The organism is uncultured Roseobacter sp. (assembly GCF_947491795.1).
In the GTDB taxonomy this organism is placed as follows: domain Bacteria; phylum Pseudomonadota; class Alphaproteobacteria; order Rhodobacterales; family Rhodobacteraceae; genus Roseobacter.
On the sequence record NZ_CANLKW010000001.1, the window covers coordinates 463554 to 482410 of the forward strand.

Genomic DNA, 18857 nt, shown 5'->3' on the forward strand with positions numbered 1-18857 from the left:
CAGAGCAGGGGGACCACAGCCCATGACAGGCCATACCGTCGGAGAAATTGCGGCAGCCATCGGTGCCGGGGTGTTCGGCAATGCTGACATCACCATCACAGCGGTGGCCGAGCCACAGTCTGCGGGACCGGACGATCTGGCCATGGCGACGGGCAAAGCCTATGCCGCGCGCCTCTCCGAAGGGTCCGCCCGCGCCGCGATGCTCTGGCAGGGGGCCGACTGGGAGGCCATGGGCCTGCAGGCCGCCATCATCCCCGCACGTCCGCGTTTTGCCATGTCCGGGCTGACCGCGCTGATGGACCCCGGACAGGGGTTTGGCCAGGGCATTCACCCCGGTGCGATCATTGATCCATCGGCAGAGCTGGGTCCGGACGTCAGCGTGGGCCCCTTTACTGTCATCGCCGCCGGTGCCCGTATCGGCGCAGGCAGTATGATTGGCCCGCAATGCTATATCGGGCGCGACAGTGTCATCGGTGCCGGCAGCCTGCTGCGCGAGCAGGTGAGCATCGGCGCCAAAGTGACGGCCGGGGACCGGCTGATCTGCCAGCCGGGGGCACGGATCGGCGGCGACGGGTTTTCCTTTACCACGCCCGAGGTTTCCGCGGTTGAAACCGCCCGCAGCACCCTGGGCGATCAGCAGGACAGCTCCGCCCAGTCCTGGGCGCGCATTCATTCGCTGGGCGGCGTCACCATCGGCGATGACGTGGAAATCGGCTGCAATGTGACCATAGACTGCGGCACGATCCGCGACACCCGGATCGGCAACGGCAGCAAGCTCGATAACCTCGTACATCTGGGCCACAACGTGGTGATCGGAAACGACTGCCTGATCTGCGGGCAGGTGGGCATCGCCGGATCTGTTGACATCGGCAACAACGTGGTGCTCGGCGGCCAGGTGGGCGTGTCGGACAATATCTTTATCGGCGACCGGGTGATTGCCGGCGGGGGCACGAAAATCCTCTCAAACGTGCCTGCAGGCCGGACCATCCTGGGCTATCCTGCAGTCAAAATGGAAACCCATATCGAAACCTACAAGGCGCTGCGCCGCCTGCCGCGCCTGATGCGCGATTTCGCAACACTCCAGAAAGCGGTTTTCAAAAGCGATACGAATGACTAAATCGATGCCGTGAGAGCCACGGAGGACAGACCGATGAGCGTTCAGGACAAAGTCATTCAGATCATTGCAGAGCAGGCCGTGCTGGACCCGTCAGATGTGACGCCGGACAGTACGCTCGAAAGCCTCGGGATCGACAGCATGGGGCTGGTCGAGAGCATCTTTGTCATCGAGGAAACTTTTGATGTTGAGGTGCCCTTTAATGCCAACACGCCCGGCGAAAACGATTTTGATATCTCGACCGTCGCCTCGATCACCAAAGGCATCGAACGGCTGATTGCGGAGCAGGCCGGGGCGTCATGAAACGCGTCGTCATTACCGGGGCGGGCACCATCAACGCGCTGGGGCATGACGTGCCCGCCACGCTGGCCGCGATGCGCGAAGGGCGCTGCGGCATCGGCGATCTGGATCTGCGCGACGTGGAGCGGCTGTCGATCCGGATCGGCGGTCAGGTGCGCGGGTTCGAGGCCGAGGGCCGCTATAACCGCCAGCAGATGTCCCTTTATGACCGCTTCACACAGTTTACCCTCGCCGCCGCCAAAGAGGCCATCGACCAGTCGGGCCTGGTTTTCAGCGGTGAACTGGCGGCGAAATCCGGCGTGGTGCTTGGCACGGCGGGCGGCGGGGTCAGCACCTGGGACGACAATTACCGCTCGGTCTATGAGGATGGCAAAAACCGGGTGCACCCCTTTGTCGTGCCCAAGCTCATGAACAATGCCGCCGCCAGCCACGTGAGTATGGAGCACAACCTCAAGGGGCCGTCCTTTACCGTCTCGACCGCCTGTGCTTCGTCTAATCACGCGATGGCTCAGGCCTTTGCCATGGTACGTTCGGGCATGGCACCGGTAATGGTCACAGGCGGGTCAGAGAGCATGCTCTGTTTCGGCGGTGTCAAAGCCTGGGAAGGGCTGCGCGTGATGAGCCGCGATGCCTGCCGGCCCTTTTCGGCCAACCGCAACGGCATGGTCCAGGGCGAGGGGGCGGGCATCTTTGTCTTCGAAGAGCTGGAGCATGCGCGCGCCCGCGGGGCCGGTATTCTCTGCGAGGTCGCAGGCTTTGCCATGTCCTCGGATGCGGGCGATATTGTCATGCCGTCCAAAAACGGGGCCGCGCGGGCCATGTCGGGCGCGCTGGCTGACGCAGGGATCAGCCGCGACGCGGTGGGCTATATCAACGCCCATGGCACCGGGACCGCCGCGAATGACAAAACCGAATGCGCCGCCGTGGCGGATGTCTTCGGGCCGCACGCCGACAAGCTGATGATCTCCTCGACCAAATCCATGCACGGCCACCTGATCGGGGGCACCGGCGCGGTGGAGCTGCTGGCCTGTATCATGGCGCTGCGCGACGGGGTGATCGCGCCGACGATCGGCTATGAAGAGCCCGACCCGGAATGCGCACTGGATGTGGTCCCGAACGAGGCGCGCGACGCCGAAGTGCAGGTCGCCCTGTCGAACGCCTTTGCTTTTGGCGGTATGAATGCCGTCCTCGCCCTGCGGCGCAGCCCGTAAAAAAACCGCGCATCCCCCCTCGGGGCCGCGCGGCCTCTGGTCCCGTTGCTCTGGCCGGTGTTTACCGGTTTGACACAGAGGTTTTGTCAAAGCTCGCGGTAAAGCCACTCAGCGACAGGGTCACGGTGACCCGCTGATCCTGGGCGGCCATTGGCACAATGCTCAGCACCGCCTGGTTGCCGCGTTTGTATGACGCGACGTCTTCTTCTGTCAGGCCGATCCGCGCATAGCATCCCACCTGGTTGCAGAACGCATATGGATAGCGCTTGGCCTGCTGGCTATCCACCTGGATGGTCAGCTGCGCCTGCAGCGCGGTCTCCAGCGGCACGATCACTGTCGCACCTGCGGCTGCCGGGTTCTCTTCTGCCAGCCGGTACAGGGAAAACTCGGCAATGGGCGCGCCCTCCGGATCCGTCAGCAGCTGCACCATCTGGCAGGGGTCCTCGCCGCTTTCGGTTTTGACACAGCGCAGCTCCCAGTCGCCATTGAATTCCGCCGCATAGGCCTGGCCCACCTGCGGCTCGGCCGCCGTCCCAAGGCTCAGCCCGTCATCTGTCACAGGCGCCTCTGCCGCCTCCTCGTCGGTGGACTGCGCCGCAGCCAGTCCCGCACTCAGCACCAGCGGCAGAGCCACTGCGCCAAATCCCGTCAGTATCTTTGAAAAATCAGGCATGTCTGCTCCCTCTGTTTCTCTGTCGACCCTGGCACAGACGGCGGATGATGTCAGTCCGCAACCCTGTGCTCCGGGGTTTTTCACCGCTTTATTACCGGGTCGTGAGACAAGAAAAAAGGGATACCAGAAGTATCCCTTTTCCCTGAATTTTTTCTCCCCGTCGGACTGGCCGACTTATTGACGTGACGGTACGAAACACGGCGCGGGCCGTCAACCGGAAATACGGGCTTTTTTCGGCGTAAAATACAGCGCATCGGACAAAAAAAGGGCCGTACCGGGAAGCCGGCACGGCCAGTCTGACAGGGAGGATGTCCGGCGGCGAAAGGACATGGCCGTTCTCCGGACAAAACAGGTCTGGCACAAATGGGTTAAGAACGTATGGTCATACCGGAATAAAATGGCGGGGACCGGACATGACAGATGGAATCTTTATCGGCGGCGGCGGGGCAGACTATGGCACGCAGCAGCATCTCAGCCTTGGCTATGCCAACCGGCACGGGCTGATTGCGGGGGCCACGGGCACAGGTAAAACCGTGACACTGCAGATCCTCGCCGAAGGGTTCTCTGCGGCGGGCGTGCCGGTGTTTTTATCGGATGTGAAGGGCGATCTCTCCGGTCTGGCCAAGTCCGGCTCCGAGACACACAAGCTGCACGGCGCCTTTACCAGCCGGGCCGGAACGATCGGCTTCAGCGATTTTTCCTATGACGCCTTTCCGGTGACCTTCTGGGATATTTTCGGCGACCAGGGCCACCCGGTGCGCACCACGGTATCCGAAATGGGCCCGCTGCTTTTCGCGCGGCTGCTCGATCTGAGCGAGGCACAGGAAGGCATTCTGAACATCGCCTTCCGCCTGGCCGACGAAGAGGGGCTGCCGCTGCTGGATCTCAAGGACCTGCAGGCGCTGCTGGTCTGGATCGGCGAGAATGCCAAAGCGCTGTCGCTGCGCTATGGCAACGTATCCTCCGCCTCCATCGGGGCCATTCAGCGCCGGCTGCTGGTGCTGGAAAACCAGGGCGGGGCAGGGCTCTTTGGCGAGCCTGCGCTGGCGCTCAGCGACATCATGCGCACCGGTGCGGACGGGCGCGGGCAGATCAACATCCTCGCCTCTGACAAGCTGATGGGCGCGCCCGGTCTCTATGCCACCTTCCTGCTGTGGCTCTTGTCCGAGCTGTTTGAGGAACTGCCCGAAGTGGGTGATCCGGACAAACCAAAGCTGGTGTTCTTTTTTGACGAGGCGCATCTGCTCTTTGATGACGCGCCCAAAGCACTGGTGGACAAGGTCGAGCAGGTCGCCCGCCTGATCCGTTCCAAAGGGGTCGGCGTCTATTTCATCACCCAGAACCCCGCGGATGTGCCAGAGGATATTCTGGGCCAGCTGGGCAACCGCATCCAGCACGCCCTGCGCGCCTTCACCGCCAAAGACCGCAAAGAGCTGCGCCTCGCTGCACAGACCTACCGCGAAAACCCCATTTTTGACACCGAAGAGGCGATCCGAGAGGTCGGCGTGGGCGAGGCCGTCACCTCGATGCTGCAGAAAAAGGGCGTGCCGGGCATTGTCGAGCGCACGCTGATCCGTCCGCCGTCCTCACAGCTGGGGCCGATCACCAAAGCCGAACGCGCCGCGCTGATGGCCGCCTCGGACATGGCCGCGCGCTATGACAAAGCGGTGGACCGGCAGTCTGCGTTCGAGATCCTCAAAGCGCGTTCCGACAAGGCTGCCGCCGAAGCCGCCGCCGCCGAGGAAGCCGCCGAAGAGGCCTCGGCCGCCCTGCGCGATTTCAACGCGGGCCGCCGCTATTCGGGCACCCGCGTTACCCGCTCCACCTCCCGCAGCAGCCGCCGCGCCCCGGACACCCTCGGCTCGGCAGTGGCCACAGCGGTGCTCAAAGAGCTCAAAGGCACCACCGGCCGCCGCATCGTCCGGGGTATTCTGGGCGGGTTGTTCAAGGGGCGGTAGCGAACGGTTCAAAGACTGAGCTTGGATAAGGTAACCCGATGCGCTTTTTGATATTTTGCTTTTGTGTATTCCATTTTGGCGTGACCTTCGCCTGGGCCGCGTGCTTTGATTCACCAACATGGGAAGAGCAGCCGATAACTCAGGATTTCATTGATGAACTCGATCAAGCCGATCGGATTGGCCGGGCACATTTTGGAATGCTGGTGCTGAGTGGTCAGTCTGTTGAACAACGGCGAAACGACCTTCGCAGACACCTTATGTCCGCCGCATTGCTGCACCACAAGGGTGACCGCGGAGCTTTGAGAAAAGAGCTTTCCAAAGGAACAGCAGCTGAAATTGTTCAGGCGATTGACGTTTCAAAACTAAACTCATTCGACAAGTCAAGGGTGATCGAAATCCTCTGGCTGAATGGCTGTACTAAAGAAGTTATGGATTTGCTCGAATCGGGTGCATTCCGATGGAGATCTCACGCTTATCTGCCGGTCGCTACAAGCAACGCACCTCTCCTCTTCGAAATAGCCAACGCCACGCAGGAGCACGAGGGAATTCATCGAGAAAAGCTTCGCGCACTCGGAAAGCTGATTTTGAACCCGGAGACAGCGGAACAAACACTCCTCGATTTCAGTTCCTACATCTCTTCAAAGACGACAAATGATGCCAGGAAAGATTCTATACATTTGATTGGCCCGATCTTCGCTCTGCATCTTTTGGGGGTGGAGGGCGTAGATTTCGAGCGGCCGGGTCTTCCGGACAATCCCTCGCGTGATGATCAAAGCCTTTATCTGGAACAGTGGACGGATATTGCCGCGTGGGGGAATTTTCTTGGCGCTTGCGAGACGGTAAGTGAAGTGACAGAGGATTTGCTTCGGCTGGCCGATCAACCGACGTCAATGAACCGTAGTTTTTTGGAGGCGTCTGTTGTTCGGTGCTTTGCTATGGCTGACGGGTAAGAGGCTTTCTCATTTCGAAAGAGATTTGTTGAACTACCGCTCCGGGATCAGCCCCCGTGGGCTGAACCGCAGCACCAGCAGCAGCACCAGCCCCATCGTAAAGAGCCGCATATGTGCCGCGCTTTCGATGAGATGCGCCCTGAGCGCCGAGCCCTCGGCCATCCCGGCGGTGATCAGCTCCATCAGCCACAGACCCATCGGCTCCACCTGCACCCAGAGGAACCAGATCAGGAACCCGCCCAGCACCGAGCCGAAATTATTGCCCGAGCCGCCGACGATCACCATCACCCAGACCAGAAAGGTAAAGCGCAGCGGCTGGTAGGTGCCCGGCGTCAGCTGGCTGTCGAGCGTGGTCATCATCGCGCCGGCAATCCCGCAGACAGCCGAGCCCAGCACAAAGATCTGCAGATGGCGCGCGGTCACATCCTTGCCCATGGCCTCGGCGGCGACCTCATTGTCCCGGATCGCCCGCATCATCCGGCCCCAGGGGCTGTTCAGCGCGCGCTGCGCCAGGATCAGCAGGATCACCAGCACAACCGTAAAGAGCCCCGCATAGGCCAGTTTGACAAAAAGCGTCGAGGCAGTGACCGGATCAAACCCGTAAAGCGCTGCATTCTCGACAAAGCCGGGATCGTTCTGCAGATCGATCTCATAAGGCGTCGGGCGGGGCAGGCCGACGACGTTTTTCACGCCCCGCGCCAGCCAGTCCTCGTTTTTCAGAACGGCAATGATGATCTCGGCAATCCCCAGGGTCGCAATCGCCAGGTAATCCGAGCGCAGCCCCAGGGCCGTCCTGCCGATCACCCATGCCGCCCCGGCGGCAAAAAGCCCGCCCACAGGCCAGGCCAGCGCCACCCAGAGACCCCGGTCAATCCCCAGGCCTCCCAGATATCCCGTGCCCGCGGGATTGATCGCCTCCACCGCCTCGACACCGGGATCAAAGAGCGCGCGGTAGAAGAAAAACCCCGCAATCAGCAGCGCCAGGGTCACAGTGCCCCGCGCCCACCCCTGCGCCATGGCGCGCCGCGTCAGCACCACCGCAACAATCGTCGCCACACCAAAGAGCAGCGCACCGGCAATGTTCCAGCCCCCCGCCGCAAAGGCCCCCGGCGTCGCGGGCATGCCCACCAGCACGGCCGCCAGCCCGCCCAGGGCCACAAACCCCATGATGCCCACGTTAAAGAGCCCGGCAAACCCCCATTGCAGGTTCACCCCCAGCGCCATAATGGCCGAAATCAGCCCCATGTTCAGGATCAGCAGCGCGGTGTTCCAGCTCTGCGTAAACCCTGAATACAGGATCATCGCGCCCACAATCGCAAAAAGCAGGGTGTTTTTCACAGCCGGATTCATACCGATTTCCCCCTGAACAGACCCGTGGGCTTAAAGAGCAGCACGATCAGCAGAATGCCGAAACTGACCGCCAGCTTGTAATCCGTGCTCAGCAGCTGCACCAGGGTATCGGGCGCCATGCTTTCAGGCAGCACATAGGTGGCAACCTTTTTCCAGGCATAGGTCACGGTCACCTCGGAAAAGGCGATGACAAATCCCCCCGCAATGGCCCCGATCGGGTTGCCCAGCCCGCCGACGATCGCACTGGCAAAGATCGGCAGCAGCAGCTGAAAATAGGTGAAGGGTTTGAAAGACTTGTCGAGCCCATAGAGCACACCCGCAATGGTCGCCAGCCCCGCCACAATCAGCCAGGTGATCATCACCACACGTTCGGGGTTGATGCCCGACAGCAGCGCCAGATCCTCATTGTCCGAATAGGCGCGCATCGATTTGCCCGTGCGCGTGCGGTTGAGAAACCAGAAGAGCAGGGCGACAACGATCACCGCCGTGATCACCGTGATGCCCTGCGTGGTCTTGATCGCCAGCCCCTCGCGCAGGCCGGTCATCTCGCGGAACGTCCGGGCCGAGACGATAAAGCGCTCGCCATCGGAAAACCGCTGATCATCCGGCCCGATGATAAACCGCACAATGCCGTTCATGATGAATGTCACACCAAGGCTCACGATCACCAGAATGACCGGTTTGGCCTTTTGCTCGCGGTAGAACCGGTAGACGACGCGGTCGGTCGCCAGCAGCAGCGCCATACAGCCTAAGATTCCAAAGGGCAGGGCCAAGAGTGCCGTGGGCAGCGGCCCGAGGCTGATGCCCCAGCTCTGGAAAAGCCATGTGACCAGCACGGTCACCATCGCCCCGAATGCCATGGTGTCCCCATGCGCAAAATTCGAGAACCGCAGGATGCCATAGATCAGCGTGACCCCCAGCGCCCCAAGAGCGAGCTGGCTGCCATAGGCGATGGCCGGCACCAGAACAAAGTTCGACAGGGCGATGATTGCGTTCAGGAAGTCCATTATTCTTTCCTCTCGCATTTTCCAGTCAACGTCCAAATGTGGTCATTGATCGAACCTTGCACCATTTGCGTAATCTGGAAATCGGACCACCGGCCTTCGTTGTCAAATCTAAGGTTGATCAACCCACGATCTCCCGTTGCTCCTGCCTGGTACCAATCAAGATCACTGAAGTAGGGACGCGCTTCCCGGAATTTAATCTTCAGCTTTTCTCCATCCAATCTAACCGCCCGGCGCAGTGTAGTCGCCTCGAAGACCTGTTGTTCGTCACGACATGTATGCGTCAGGCGATCGTCAAGGTATTGATACCCAGCGCTGCAACCCTGAGCTTTCTTGCACTTGCAGAAGGTCTCGCTTTGACAGGAGTAAACTGCTGCTTTCGATTGCAGGGGAAGCAGCAGTCCGCATGCAACGGCGATGAGTAACAAATTGGTCAAACTCATCCCCCCAGAAAACTCTTGCGCACTTCGGGATCGGCCAGCAGTTCCTTGCCCGTCCCCGTGTATGCATTGCGCCCCTGCACCAGCACATATCCCTTGTCGGCGATCTCCAGCGCCTGGCGCGCGTTCTGCTCCACCATCAGAATGGGGATGCCCGTGCGCGCCACCTCGATGATCCGGTCAAACAGCTCATCCATCACAATCGGGCTCACCCCCGCCGTGGGCTCATCCAGCATCAGCACCTTGGGCTGGGTCATCAGCGCCCGGCCCACCGCCACCTGCTGGCGCTGACCGCCCGACAGCTCACCGGCGGCCTGGTTGCGCTTGTCGCGCAGAATTGGGAACAGATCATAAATCTGTTCCATCGTCGGGCGGATATCATCGGTGCGGATAAACGCGCCCATTTCCAGGTTTTCCTGCACGGTCATCGAGGTGAAAATATTAGAGGTCTGCGGCACAAATCCCATGCCCCGCGTCACCCGCGCCTGCGGGCTCAGATCCGTGATATCCTCACCGTCCAGCTTCACATGCCCCTTGCGCAGGTTCAGCATACCGAACACGGCCTTCATGCCGGTCGACTTGCCCGCTCCGTTGGGCCCCACAATCACGGCAATCTCGCCGCGGTCCACAGCGATGGTACAGTCATGCAGAATGTCCGGCCCGGCCCCGTAGCCGCCGGTCATCGCCTCACCAATCAGAAACGGCCCGCCCGCGGACGGTCTGGCCTTGCCGCCCTCTTTCACCGGTGTCGCCGTTCCCATGCCCGCCGCATTGCCCAGCGACAGATCCCGGTTGCCCCGGTCGTCATAACGCGCGCCACTCATGGCGTCCCTCCCGGTTTCTTCTGGCCATAAATATCCGCGCCGCAGGCATAAATTCCAGCCGCAATGCGGCTTAAAGAGCGGTGAACAGGGCGCGCGCCACGCACCGACGTAATACCGACGTGATACCGACGTAAAACCGACAGGGCACCGACGCGCTTCATCCCACCTTGTCCCTGTTCTTCAGACCCGTGCCCAGATAGGCCTCGATCACCTGCTCATTGGCCTTGATTTCGTCCAGCGTGCCCTGGGCCAGCACCTTGCCCTCGGCCATACAGATGACCGGATCACACAGCCGTCCGATGAAATCCATGTCGTGCTCGATCACCACGAACGTATAGCCGCGCTCCTTGTTCAGGCGCAGAATGGCGTCGCCGATGGTGTTCAGCAGGGTGCGGTTCACGCCCGCACCCACCTCATCCAGGAAAACGATCCGGGCATCGACCATCATGGTGCGTCCCAGCTCCAACAGCTTTTTCTGCCCGCCCGAAATCTGCCCGGCTTTCTGTTCCGCCAGATGTTCAACTGTCAGGAATTCCAGCACCTCATCGGCCCTGGCCCGCAGGGCGCGCTCCTCATCCGCAATGCGTTTGCGGCCAAACCAGGTGTTCCACAGTGTCTCGCCCGACTGGCCCCCCGGGACCATCATCAGGTTTTCGCGGCAGCTCATAGAGGAAAACTCATGCGCAATCTGGAACGTGCGCAGCAGACCTTTGTGAAAAAGCGCATGCGGCGGCAGCCCCGTGATATCCTCACCCGCCATGCTCACACGGCCGGATGTCGGTTTAAGAACACCCGCGATCACATTGAAAAGAGTTGTTTTTCCGGCACCATTCGGGCCGATCAGACCGGTCACTGACCCTTCGGCGATTTCCAGACTGGCCCCGTCCACCGCATGAAAGCCGCCAAAATGCTTGTGAACGTCGTCAACGACAATCATGTTTTTTCCCCGGTTCGTGCTTCTGACCGCACGTTTTACCAAAACAGCCCGGAGACGGAACTCCGGGCTGTCTGTTCGTCATGTCCCCGGCTTATTTAAAACCGATTGTGACGTTTTTCTCGTCCTGGACTTCGATCATCCGGTAAGTACCAGCGGATTCACCAGGCCCGATCAGCTCCACCGCAGATGCGCCGACATAGTCCACGTCGCCGCCACCGCGAATAATATCGAGCGCCTTGCCCAGCTCGCCAGGATAGATTTTCTCACCCGGTGCGTTGGCCACATCCAGGATGTGCTTGCCATATTCCGCAGGGTCGGTGCTGTCCGCTGCCTGCATGGCCAACATGAACAGAGCCGCAGCATCGTAGCTTTCCGGCGTATAGGGCGATGTCGCATCAAACGCATCACCAGCCATCGCCGTCAGCTTTTCAATGCCTTCACCGCCGGACCCGGCGATCTGACCATAAGAGCCGTTCAGCGCCGAGCCGACGTTTGCAGGCAGGCTGTCACCGATCATGCCGCCTGGCAGACCGAATGTGTCAAAGGCACCTGTGTCGAGCGCCGCGTTGATGATGCCCAGACCACCCTGGTCGAGATAGCCCGCAACAACCAGCAAATCACCGCCGGCAGAGGCCAGTGCGCCCATTTCTGCGGAATAGTCTGCCTTGCCGTCTTCATGCGCGGCTACGATGGTCACTTCGCCGCCAACGGACTTGAAATTGCTTTCAATCGCATCCGCCAGGCCCTTGCCATAGTCGTTGTTTGTATAGGTCAGAGCGATGGATTTCACGCCACGCTCCTGGAGGATCTCGGCCATTACCTGACCTTCACGCGCGTCAGACGGTGCCGTGCGGAAGAACAGATCATTGTCCTCAACCGTGCTCAGACCGGGGGATGTCGCAGAGGGCGAGATCATGACCATACCGTTCGGAATGGCGACGTTCTGCAGGATCGCGCCGGTCACGCCGGAACAGTCGCCGCCGATCAGACCATTGATGCCCTCGGCGATCAGACGTTCGCCGTTCGATGTGGACAGGCCGTTGTCGATGCAGCCGGTGTCGGCACGGATCGGTGTAACCTTGGCCGCATCGAGCAGTTTCCCGCTCTCTGTCACTTCGCTCATGGCCAGTTCAGCGCCGGCGGCCATCGGGCCGGTCAGGGATTCAATCGGGCCGGTGAAGCCGATCAGAATGCCCAGTTTAACTTCCTTTGCGTGACCACCCGCCAGTGCGGTGGTCGCCATAAGTGCTGCAGCCGTTGTGGCCATAAGCATCTTTTTCATGTGGTGTCTCCCATGTTGGAACTTTGCGTTCGACGCGCAGCGTAAGGCCCGAATGCCAAAAAGAAAAGCGATTTTGGCCCCAGGAAGCTGCGGTCCGGAACATGTGATCCGGCGGACGGTGGCAATGTCATTCGGGGTTCCTATATTTTCGGTATCCGCGTCAGAAAAAAGGAAAAAAGCATGCTGAAACCCCGGTTAAAGACTTTTTTCCTGTACGCAGTGCTCGTTGCGATGACCCCCGGGATTACCGGATTTTCCAAAGGTCCGGGCGCAGCATGGGCACAGGACGCGCCGGTACTCGCCCCGGTGGTGTCAGAGCTGGATGAACCATGGGCCCTGGGTCTGCTGCCCGATGGCAGCTTTCTGGTCACGGAAAAGGACGGGCGGCTGCTCTATTTCAACGGCGGCGGTGCGCCGCAGGTCGTCCGGGGTACACCGCGCGTGAATGACGGCGGGCAGGGGGGGCTGCTGGACATCACCATCGCGCGGGATTTCGCAGCCACACGGACGCTCTGGCTCAGCTATTCCAAACCTCAGACAGGGGGCAGCGGTACAGCCCTGGCGGCTGCAACACTCTCTGCGGACGGGACGCGGCTTGAAGATCTGCGTGATCTCTTTGTGATGGCGCCCGGATCATCAGGCGGGCGGCATTTCGGCAGCCGCGTGGTCGAGGCGGCGGATGGCACCCTGTACCTGACCATCGGTGACCGGGGTGACAGGCCCTCTGCCCAGGACCGCAGCACTCACAATGGCAGCGTTATCCGCGTGAACCGCGACGGCTCTGTTCCGGCGGACAATCCGTTCGTAAACACACCGGGTGTTCAGCCTGAAATCTGGTCGTTCGGTCACCGCAACCCGCAGGGTGCAGGCCTTGATGCCCGGGGCAACCTCTGGACAGCAGAGCACGGTGCGCGGGGCGGTGACGAGGTCAATTTTGTGCGCAAGGGTGCCAATTTTGGCTGGCCGGTGATCTCATACGGGCGGCACTATTCCGGCGGCAGGATCGGCGAAGGCACCGAAAAAGCCGGGATGGAGCAGCCCGCGTTTTACTGGGACCCCTCCATCGCGCCATCAGGTCTGCTGGTCTATTCGGGCGACATGTTTCCGGCCTGGCGCGGCGATATCTTTGTCGGATCGCTCAAGTTCGACTACATCTCGCGGCTGGAAGTCTCCGGCCAGACCGCCCGCGAGGTTGCGAAAATCGAAAACAGCGCGACAGAGAGGGTCCGCGATATCGTCCAGGCCCCTGACGGCAGCATCTGGTTTATTTCGGTTGGGAATGGTGCGGTGTACCGGATCGCTGCGCCGTAAAGCTGACCTGGAGGGATTTGTGCTATCGCGCGTGGACTGGCATCAACGTCAGAGCTGAGCTCTGCCTCTTGCATCAACGGGTCGCAGCGAAGGTCTGCCACGCCTTGCCTGGCGGTCTATTGCTGAGGCTCAAAGTCTTTGCTGGCAAGCAAAGCGGCAGCGGCCACCATCAGTCCGCCACATACCTTGTTGATCAGACCAAAGGAATGGCGCTTGAGTGCTGAGGCCGCCCGGACACCCAGCCATCCCCAGATCAGGAGTATCGCTCCGTCAACGATGAGATAGGTCACACCCAGGATCAGTAACTGCGGCAAAACCGGCAACGCAGGATCGATAAATTGGGGGAAAAGCGCACCAAAGAATACAACGGCAAAGGGATTGGCCATGGATGTGACGAAGCCCTGCCGAAACAATCGAAACGACTGGCCAGATGTATTGGCCTCAATGTCAGCCGATTGATCTTTCGACAACATCAGCTGAATGCCTATCCACACAAGATACGCGACGCCGAGCCACTTGATCCAGGTGAAAGCACTGGCTGAGGTAGCAATGATCGCAGCCAGACCGAACGCGGCCCCCGTCATTTGCAGACTGTTTGCGGTTAAGTCTCCGACAATAGTACAGGCGCTGCGCCGCAGGCCATGTTTGGCGCTGTTCGAGATAATGAGCAGCTGGCTCGTGTCAGGCGGCGTTGCGAAGAATACCGCAACTGCCGCGAGATAGACGAGGTAAGTTTCCAAGGCCATGCGCGTAATCCTCTGGGTTTCAGTTAAATGCCACGGTCTGTCCTGAAGGTCAGCCAAATAGCAAAACGCAGTCGTTCAGTTCCCCAAACCGGACGACAGCAAAGTCCGCACCGCGGTCAATCAATCAAAATCTGAAACACCCTGCCGGGCGGTTCAGATCGACAACCGCGCCGCATGGCTGCCACGCTCGCGGTAGGGCGTTGTATCGTAGTGCGCCCGGTAGCATTTGGAGAAATGCGACGGCGAGGCGAAGCCACAGGCCAGGGCCACATTGATCACGCTCATGTCGGTCTGCATCAGCAGGTTGCGCGCTTTCTGCAGGCGCAGTTCCATGTAGTAGCGTTTGGGGCTGCGGTTGAGGTAGCGGCGAAAGAGCCGTTCCAGCTGGCGCGTACTCATGCCCACATCTTTGGCCAGGATCGACGGGCTGATCGGCTCTTCGATATTGGCTTCCATCATCTGGATCACCGAGGACAGTTTCGGGTGGCGGACACCGATCCGCGTGGGCACCGACAGGCGCTGGGTGTCCTGGTCGGTGCGGATCGAGGAATAGATCATCTGATCGGCCACCAGATTGGCCAGCTCCTCGCCGTGTTTGTCGGCGATCAGCTTGAGCATCAGGTCAATGGACGAGGTGCCGCCCGCCGTCGTCAGACGATTGCCGTCCACCACAAAGACAGATTTGGTCAGCGTGACGTCCTCGAAATCCTCGGCAAAACTGTCCTGGTTCTCCCAGTGAATGGTCGCCTTTTTCCCGTCCAGCAGACCGGCCCGTGCCATCGTATGCCCGGCGGTGCAGAGCCCGCCGACGACAGGGCCCTTGCGGGCCTCGCGGCGCAGCCAGGCCAGCAGGCGTTTCGATGTGGCGCCCTGGATATTTACCCCGCCGCAGAGCATGATCACATCATCGCGTGACAGATCCCTGAGATCATCATCGACCTGAAACCCGATGCCAGCGCAGCTGTTTACGGGCTCACCACCTTCGCCCAGTGTCGTCCATTCATAAAGCGTCCGGCCCGACATGCGGTTGGCAATGCGCAGTGATTCCACTGCCGAGGCAAAGGACAGCATCGTAAAGTCATGCAAAAGAACAAAGACAAAGCGCTGAGGTCGCTCAGCCGGAGCATCAATACGTGTCGCGGGTTGCTGTGCGGACATTGCTGCCTCTTGATACCGTTCATTCCCTCACCGGGGCGCCGGCGGCCACAGTGTCCGGCCACCTTGGTCACGAGCCGAAAGCGACGTCAAGAGGGCGAATTTGTGATATGGTCACTCCGGAAAGGCTTTTGTATAGAGAGCGCTGAGATGGTAGCGCTCGCACTGCGGGCCGGAAAGCGGAGTACCGACAATGAGTGAATGGAGCAAATCAAGCTGGCGTGCAAAACCGCGGATCCAGATGCCGGATTATCCGGATCAGGAGGCGCTGAAAGCCGTCGAGGAACAGCTGTCCCGGTTTCCGCTTCTGGTCTTTGCCGGTGAGGCGCGGCGCCTGAAAAAGCACCTTGGTGCGGCGGGCCGTGGCGAGGCATTTCTGCTGCAGGGCGGGGATTGCGCGGAGAGTTTTGAGCAATTCAGCTCAGACGCGATCCGCGACACTTTCAAAGTGATGCTGCAAATGGCGATCGTTCTGACACATGGTGCCAAGGTGCCGGTGGTCAAAGTGGGCCGTATGGCCGGTCAGTTTGCCAAACCGCGGTCAGCACCGACTGAAACCGTCGATGGCGTGGAACTGCCCAGCTACCGTGGTGACATCATCAACGAGCTGGACTTCACATCAAACGCCCGGATCCCCGATCCGTCGAAGATGATGCGCGCCTATACCCAGGCCGCCGCGACGCTGAACCTGCTGCGCGCCTTTTCAACGGGTGGCTATGCGGATGTGCATCAGGTGCATGCCTGGACGCTGGGCTTTACCGAAAGCGAAAAGGCAGAGCGCTACAGGGAGATCGCCACGCGCATCTCTGACACGCTGGACTTCATGTCTGCTGCCGGGGTGAACGCGGATACAGCGCATACGCTGCAGACGGTTGAGTTCTACACCAGCCACGAATCTCTGCTGCTGGAGTATGAAGAGGCCCTGACCCGCGTGGACAGCACCACCGGCAAATGGCTGGCAGGGTCCGGTCACATGATCTGGATCGGCGATCGCACGCGTCAGCCTGATGGCGCGCATGTTGAGTTTGCCAGCGGTGTGCAGAACCCCATCGGGCTCAAAGCCGGTCCGACAATGACGTCTGAGGACCTGAAGGTTCTGATGGCCAAACTGAACCCCGACAACGAAGAGGGGCGTCTGACGCTCATCGCACGTTTCGGTGCAGGCTCTGTCGGCGAGCATCTGCCGCGGCTGATCAAAACCGTGCGCGAAGAGGGCGCCAACGTGACCTGGGTCTGCGATCCGATGCACGGCAACACGATCAAATCCTCGTCGGGTTACAAGACGCGGCCGTTTGAATCCGTTCTGCGTGAGGTGCGTGAATTCTTTGGCGTGCATAGCGCAGAGGGCACTGTGCCCGGTGGCGTGCATTTCGAGATGACCGGGCAGGACGTAACCGAGTGCACCGGTGGTGTACGGGCCGTCAGCGACGAAGACCTGTCAGATCGCTACCATACCGCATGTGACCCGCGCCTGAACGCAAGCCAGTCGCTGGAACTGGCGTTCCTCGTGGCCGAGGAGCTTTCGGACCGCCGCGCGGCGCACAAGGACAAAATCGCAGGCTGATCTCCGGATGCCCGGATCTGCGACAACCAAAAAAGCCCTCGCAGTTTCTGCGGGGGCTTTTTTCATCCTGCGCCGGACAAAACAAAACCGCCTGCACGTTCTGTGCAGGCGGCGTTCCTGATCAAAGGAAACTGCGTGCGGTGTCAGTCGTCTGACTTCACCAGCCGGAGATAGGGCGCGTCCTTGCGCGGAGTTTCAGATTTGAAGCTGGCGCGCGGTTCGGCAAAACCAGCGGGCTCCCGCGGCCGTTCCGGGGCTGTTGGAAGCACGGGTACAGATTTCGGTTTTGTCTGATCTGCCTCCACCGGAGTGGGGCGGATAACGGCTGTTGCCGTCTCGCTGATGATCGGACGCAGCGAGTTACGCACCACATCAAAACGGCGCGGGCTGCGGCCCTTGTCACCGACAGCGATCAGAACACCCAGAAGGCGGCTGACATCACCCAGATCACTCTTGAGCGGCAGCAGCAGCATCCGTGCGTCCAGCGCTGGCATGCCTGCTGCTTCTTCGGCATGCAGGTGCAGCGTGCAGGCCGCAGGTGTCTCAAAGACCTCTTCCAGCGTGTCGCTGACCTGGCGGCGTGATCCGGGTGTGATGAAAGACGTCAGCGGCATACCGCGCACTTCCATTCCCATCAGGTCGCTCAGGTGGCTGCCGGCGATACGCAGGCGCGCAATACCCGGTGCAATCCGCTCGACAATAAAGGAATACTCGAGCGCCTGCTCGATCCCGCGCGGATCAATCTCTGCACGGTTTGGCATCAGACGCGTGCCGCGCAGTGCTTCCCAGTAGGCTTCGACCTGTGCGAGCGGCGAGAAGCCGGTATTTGATACGTGCTGTGTCATGTCCACCACATTGTGCTTGTTTTGGCCCGAATTGTCCATTGTCTGAACGCGTCCTTCCGAAGGGTAAATCCCTGCGACTATGATTTTTGCGTCTTCAGAGCGCCTCGCGGTGCGATTTGCCCTTATCCCGCCTTAATTATTGCTGAATTATTAATATCGAAAATTTTTTATAAATGGTGACCTAACTGGCTGTTTGGTTAACCTGACGCCCATTCTGCGGTTAACAGCCGGGGTTGCACCCTGCCTTTGTTTCACAATAAGGCTGGGGCCGTGGCCGCATCTGCACCAAGGAGCACGCTATGATCCGTTCAATGACAGGGTTTGCCTCTGCGACCGGCAGCCTGGCACCGCATTCCTGGACCTGGGAGCTGCGCAGTGTGAACGGGAAGGGCCAGGATCTGCGTCTGCGCATCCCGGAATGGATCGACGGGCTTGAGGCGGCATTGCGCAAAAAGCTGGCGGCCTCCTCGACGCGGGGGAATGTCACGCTGGCATTGCGGATCAGCCGCGAAGAGACCGGCGGCGGTTTGCAGATCAACACCGAACAGCTCGACGCCATGCTTGCGGCCCTTGCAGAAATCGAGGCGCGCGCAATGGATGCAGGTGTTTCGCTGGCCCCGTCACGGGCATCCGATCTGCTGGGACAGCGCGGCGTTCTTGAGCAGACCAGCACAACGGATGACACAGCCGCCCTGTCTGATGCCCTGACGGGCGAGGTGGGCAGTCTGATCTCTGCCTGGAACGACATGCGCGCCGGCGAAGGAACAGTACTGCAGAAGATCCTTTCCGATCAGCTCGACCAGGTGGCCCGCCTCACGCAGGAGGCCGCCGCGCTGGCCTCTGCGCGCACCCGGGACATGACTGTGGCTCTGCGCCGCAATCTGGACAGGGTCATGGAAAACACTGATGCCGCAGACCCGGACCGTGTCGCGCAGGAACTGGCGATGATTGCCGTAAAAGCTGACATCACAGAAGAGATCGACCGGCTGGCAGCACATGTTACGGCTGCGCGGGATCTTATTGCACAGGGGGGTGCCGTCGGACGCCGGCTGGATTTTCTGATGCAGGAATTCAACCGCGAGGCCAACACCCTGTGCTCCAAAGCGCAGAACACCGACCTGACGCGCTGCGGTCTGGCCCTCAAGGCTTTGATCGACCAGATGCGCGAGCAGGTCCAGAATGTGGAGTAAATT

Annotated in this window: 18 protein-coding genes; 8 read left to right on the forward strand and 10 right to left on the reverse strand. The window is 60.5% G+C overall.

Annotated elements, in window-relative coordinates; all coding sequences use genetic code 11:
• Nucleotides 1–22: 22 nt before the first annotated feature.
• From lpxD to Q1A34_RS02325, 3 genes are read left to right on the forward strand one after another with little or no spacing between them, the layout of a single operon-like run.
• Nucleotides 23–1117: a UDP-3-O-(3-hydroxymyristoyl)glucosamine N-acyltransferase gene (lpxD, locus tag Q1A34_RS02315; protein WP_300030182.1), complete on the forward strand. Its 1095-nt coding sequence runs from the start codon at nt 23–25 to the stop codon at nt 1115–1117.
• A gap of 33 nt (nt 1118–1150) precedes the next feature.
• Nucleotides 1151–1417, forward strand: coding sequence for an acyl carrier protein (locus tag Q1A34_RS02320; protein WP_300030184.1), 267 nt, complete (start codon nt 1151–1153; stop codon nt 1415–1417).
• Nucleotides 1414–2625, forward strand: a complete 1212-nt coding sequence (locus Q1A34_RS02325) for a beta-ketoacyl synthase (RefSeq protein ID WP_300030186.1) — start codon at nt 1414–1416, stop codon at nt 2623–2625. Before Q1A34_RS02320 ends, Q1A34_RS02325 begins: the two co-directional genes overlap by 4 nt.
• Nucleotides 2626–2686: 61 nt before the next feature.
• Here the strand turns inward: Q1A34_RS02325 and Q1A34_RS02330 are convergent, their stop codons facing one another.
• On the reverse strand, nt 2687–3298 hold the full coding sequence (locus Q1A34_RS02330) for an invasion associated locus B family protein (RefSeq protein WP_300030189.1): 612 nt from the start codon (nt 3296–3298) through the stop codon (nt 2687–2689).
• A gap of 413 nt (nt 3299–3711) precedes the next feature.
• On the opposite strand from Q1A34_RS02330, the gene Q1A34_RS02335 reads away from it, so the two are divergent.
• Both Q1A34_RS02335 and Q1A34_RS02340 read left to right on the forward strand, forming a co-directional pair.
• On the forward strand, nt 3712–5256 hold the full coding sequence (locus tag Q1A34_RS02335; RefSeq protein WP_300030191.1) for a helicase HerA-like domain-containing protein: 1545 nt from the start codon (nt 3712–3714) through the stop codon (nt 5254–5256).
• Between the two features lie 38 nt (nt 5257–5294).
• On the forward strand, nt 5295–6206 hold the full coding sequence (locus tag Q1A34_RS02340; protein WP_300030194.1) for a hypothetical protein: 912 nt from the start codon (nt 5295–5297) through the stop codon (nt 6204–6206).
• A 33-nt stretch (nt 6207–6239) separates the two neighbouring features.
• Here Q1A34_RS02340 and Q1A34_RS02345 read toward each other — a convergent pair whose 3' ends face one another.
• From Q1A34_RS02345 to Q1A34_RS02370, 6 genes are all read right to left on the reverse strand, one after another.
• On the reverse strand, nt 6240–7556 hold the full coding sequence (locus Q1A34_RS02345) for a branched-chain amino acid ABC transporter permease (protein ID WP_300030197.1): 1317 nt from the start codon (nt 7554–7556) through the stop codon (nt 6240–6242).
• Complete coding sequence (locus Q1A34_RS02350) at nt 7553–8563, reverse strand: branched-chain amino acid ABC transporter permease (RefSeq protein ID WP_300030200.1); 1011 nt, start codon at nt 8561–8563, stop codon at nt 7553–7555. The genes Q1A34_RS02345 and Q1A34_RS02350 overlap by 4 nt, the downstream gene beginning before the upstream one ends.
• The gene (locus tag Q1A34_RS02355) at nt 8563–9003 is read right to left on the reverse strand and encodes a hypothetical protein (RefSeq protein ID WP_300030203.1); all 441 of its coding nucleotides are present in this window, start codon (nt 9001–9003) and stop codon (nt 8563–8565) included. Before Q1A34_RS02355 ends, Q1A34_RS02350 begins: the two co-directional genes overlap by 1 nt.
• Entirely contained in the window at nt 9000–9824 is an 825-nt protein-coding gene (locus Q1A34_RS02360) for an ABC transporter ATP-binding protein (RefSeq protein ID WP_300030206.1), read from the reverse strand. The genes Q1A34_RS02355 and Q1A34_RS02360 overlap by 4 nt, the downstream gene beginning before the upstream one ends.
• 157 nt (nt 9825–9981) lie before the next feature.
• The gene (locus Q1A34_RS02365; RefSeq protein ID WP_300030209.1) at nt 9982–10761 is read right to left on the reverse strand and encodes an ABC transporter ATP-binding protein; all 780 of its coding nucleotides are present in this window, start codon (nt 10759–10761) and stop codon (nt 9982–9984) included.
• 91 nt (nt 10762–10852) lie between these two features.
• Complete coding sequence (locus tag Q1A34_RS02370; protein ID WP_300030211.1) at nt 10853–12043, reverse strand: ABC transporter substrate-binding protein; 1191 nt, start codon at nt 12041–12043, stop codon at nt 10853–10855.
• Between the two features lie 219 nt (nt 12044–12262).
• Between Q1A34_RS02370 and Q1A34_RS02375 the strand changes: the two genes are divergently transcribed.
• The gene (locus tag Q1A34_RS02375; protein WP_300030213.1) at nt 12263–13354 is read left to right on the forward strand and encodes a PQQ-dependent sugar dehydrogenase; all 1092 of its coding nucleotides are present in this window, start codon (nt 12263–12265) and stop codon (nt 13352–13354) included.
• Nucleotides 13355–13470: 116 nt separating this feature from the next.
• Here the strand turns inward: Q1A34_RS02375 and Q1A34_RS02380 are convergent, their stop codons facing one another.
• Nucleotides 13471–14100, reverse strand: coding sequence for a LysE family translocator (locus Q1A34_RS02380; RefSeq protein WP_300030215.1), 630 nt, complete (start codon nt 14098–14100; stop codon nt 13471–13473).
• Nucleotides 14101–14253: 153 nt separating this feature from the next.
• On the reverse strand, nt 14254–15258 hold the full coding sequence (locus tag Q1A34_RS02385) for a GlxA family transcriptional regulator (protein ID WP_300030218.1): 1005 nt from the start codon (nt 15256–15258) through the stop codon (nt 14254–14256).
• A 190-nt stretch (nt 15259–15448) separates the two neighbouring features.
• On the opposite strand from Q1A34_RS02385, the gene Q1A34_RS02390 reads away from it, so the two are divergent.
• Nucleotides 15449–16819 (forward strand): class II 3-deoxy-7-phosphoheptulonate synthase, encoded by a 1371-nt coding sequence (locus Q1A34_RS02390; protein ID WP_300030220.1) that lies wholly within the window; start codon nt 15449–15451, stop codon nt 16817–16819.
• Nucleotides 16820–16962: 143 nt separating this feature from the next.
• Here Q1A34_RS02390 and Q1A34_RS02395 read toward each other — a convergent pair whose 3' ends face one another.
• The gene (locus Q1A34_RS02395; RefSeq protein ID WP_300030222.1) at nt 16963–17664 is read right to left on the reverse strand and encodes a PAS domain-containing protein; all 702 of its coding nucleotides are present in this window, start codon (nt 17662–17664) and stop codon (nt 16963–16965) included.
• Nucleotides 17665–17963: 299 nt separating this feature from the next.
• On the opposite strand from Q1A34_RS02395, the gene Q1A34_RS02400 reads away from it, so the two are divergent.
• Nucleotides 17964–18854: a YicC/YloC family endoribonuclease gene (locus Q1A34_RS02400; RefSeq protein WP_300030225.1), complete on the forward strand. Its 891-nt coding sequence runs from the start codon at nt 17964–17966 to the stop codon at nt 18852–18854.
• Nucleotides 18855–18857 lie beyond the last annotated feature (3 nt).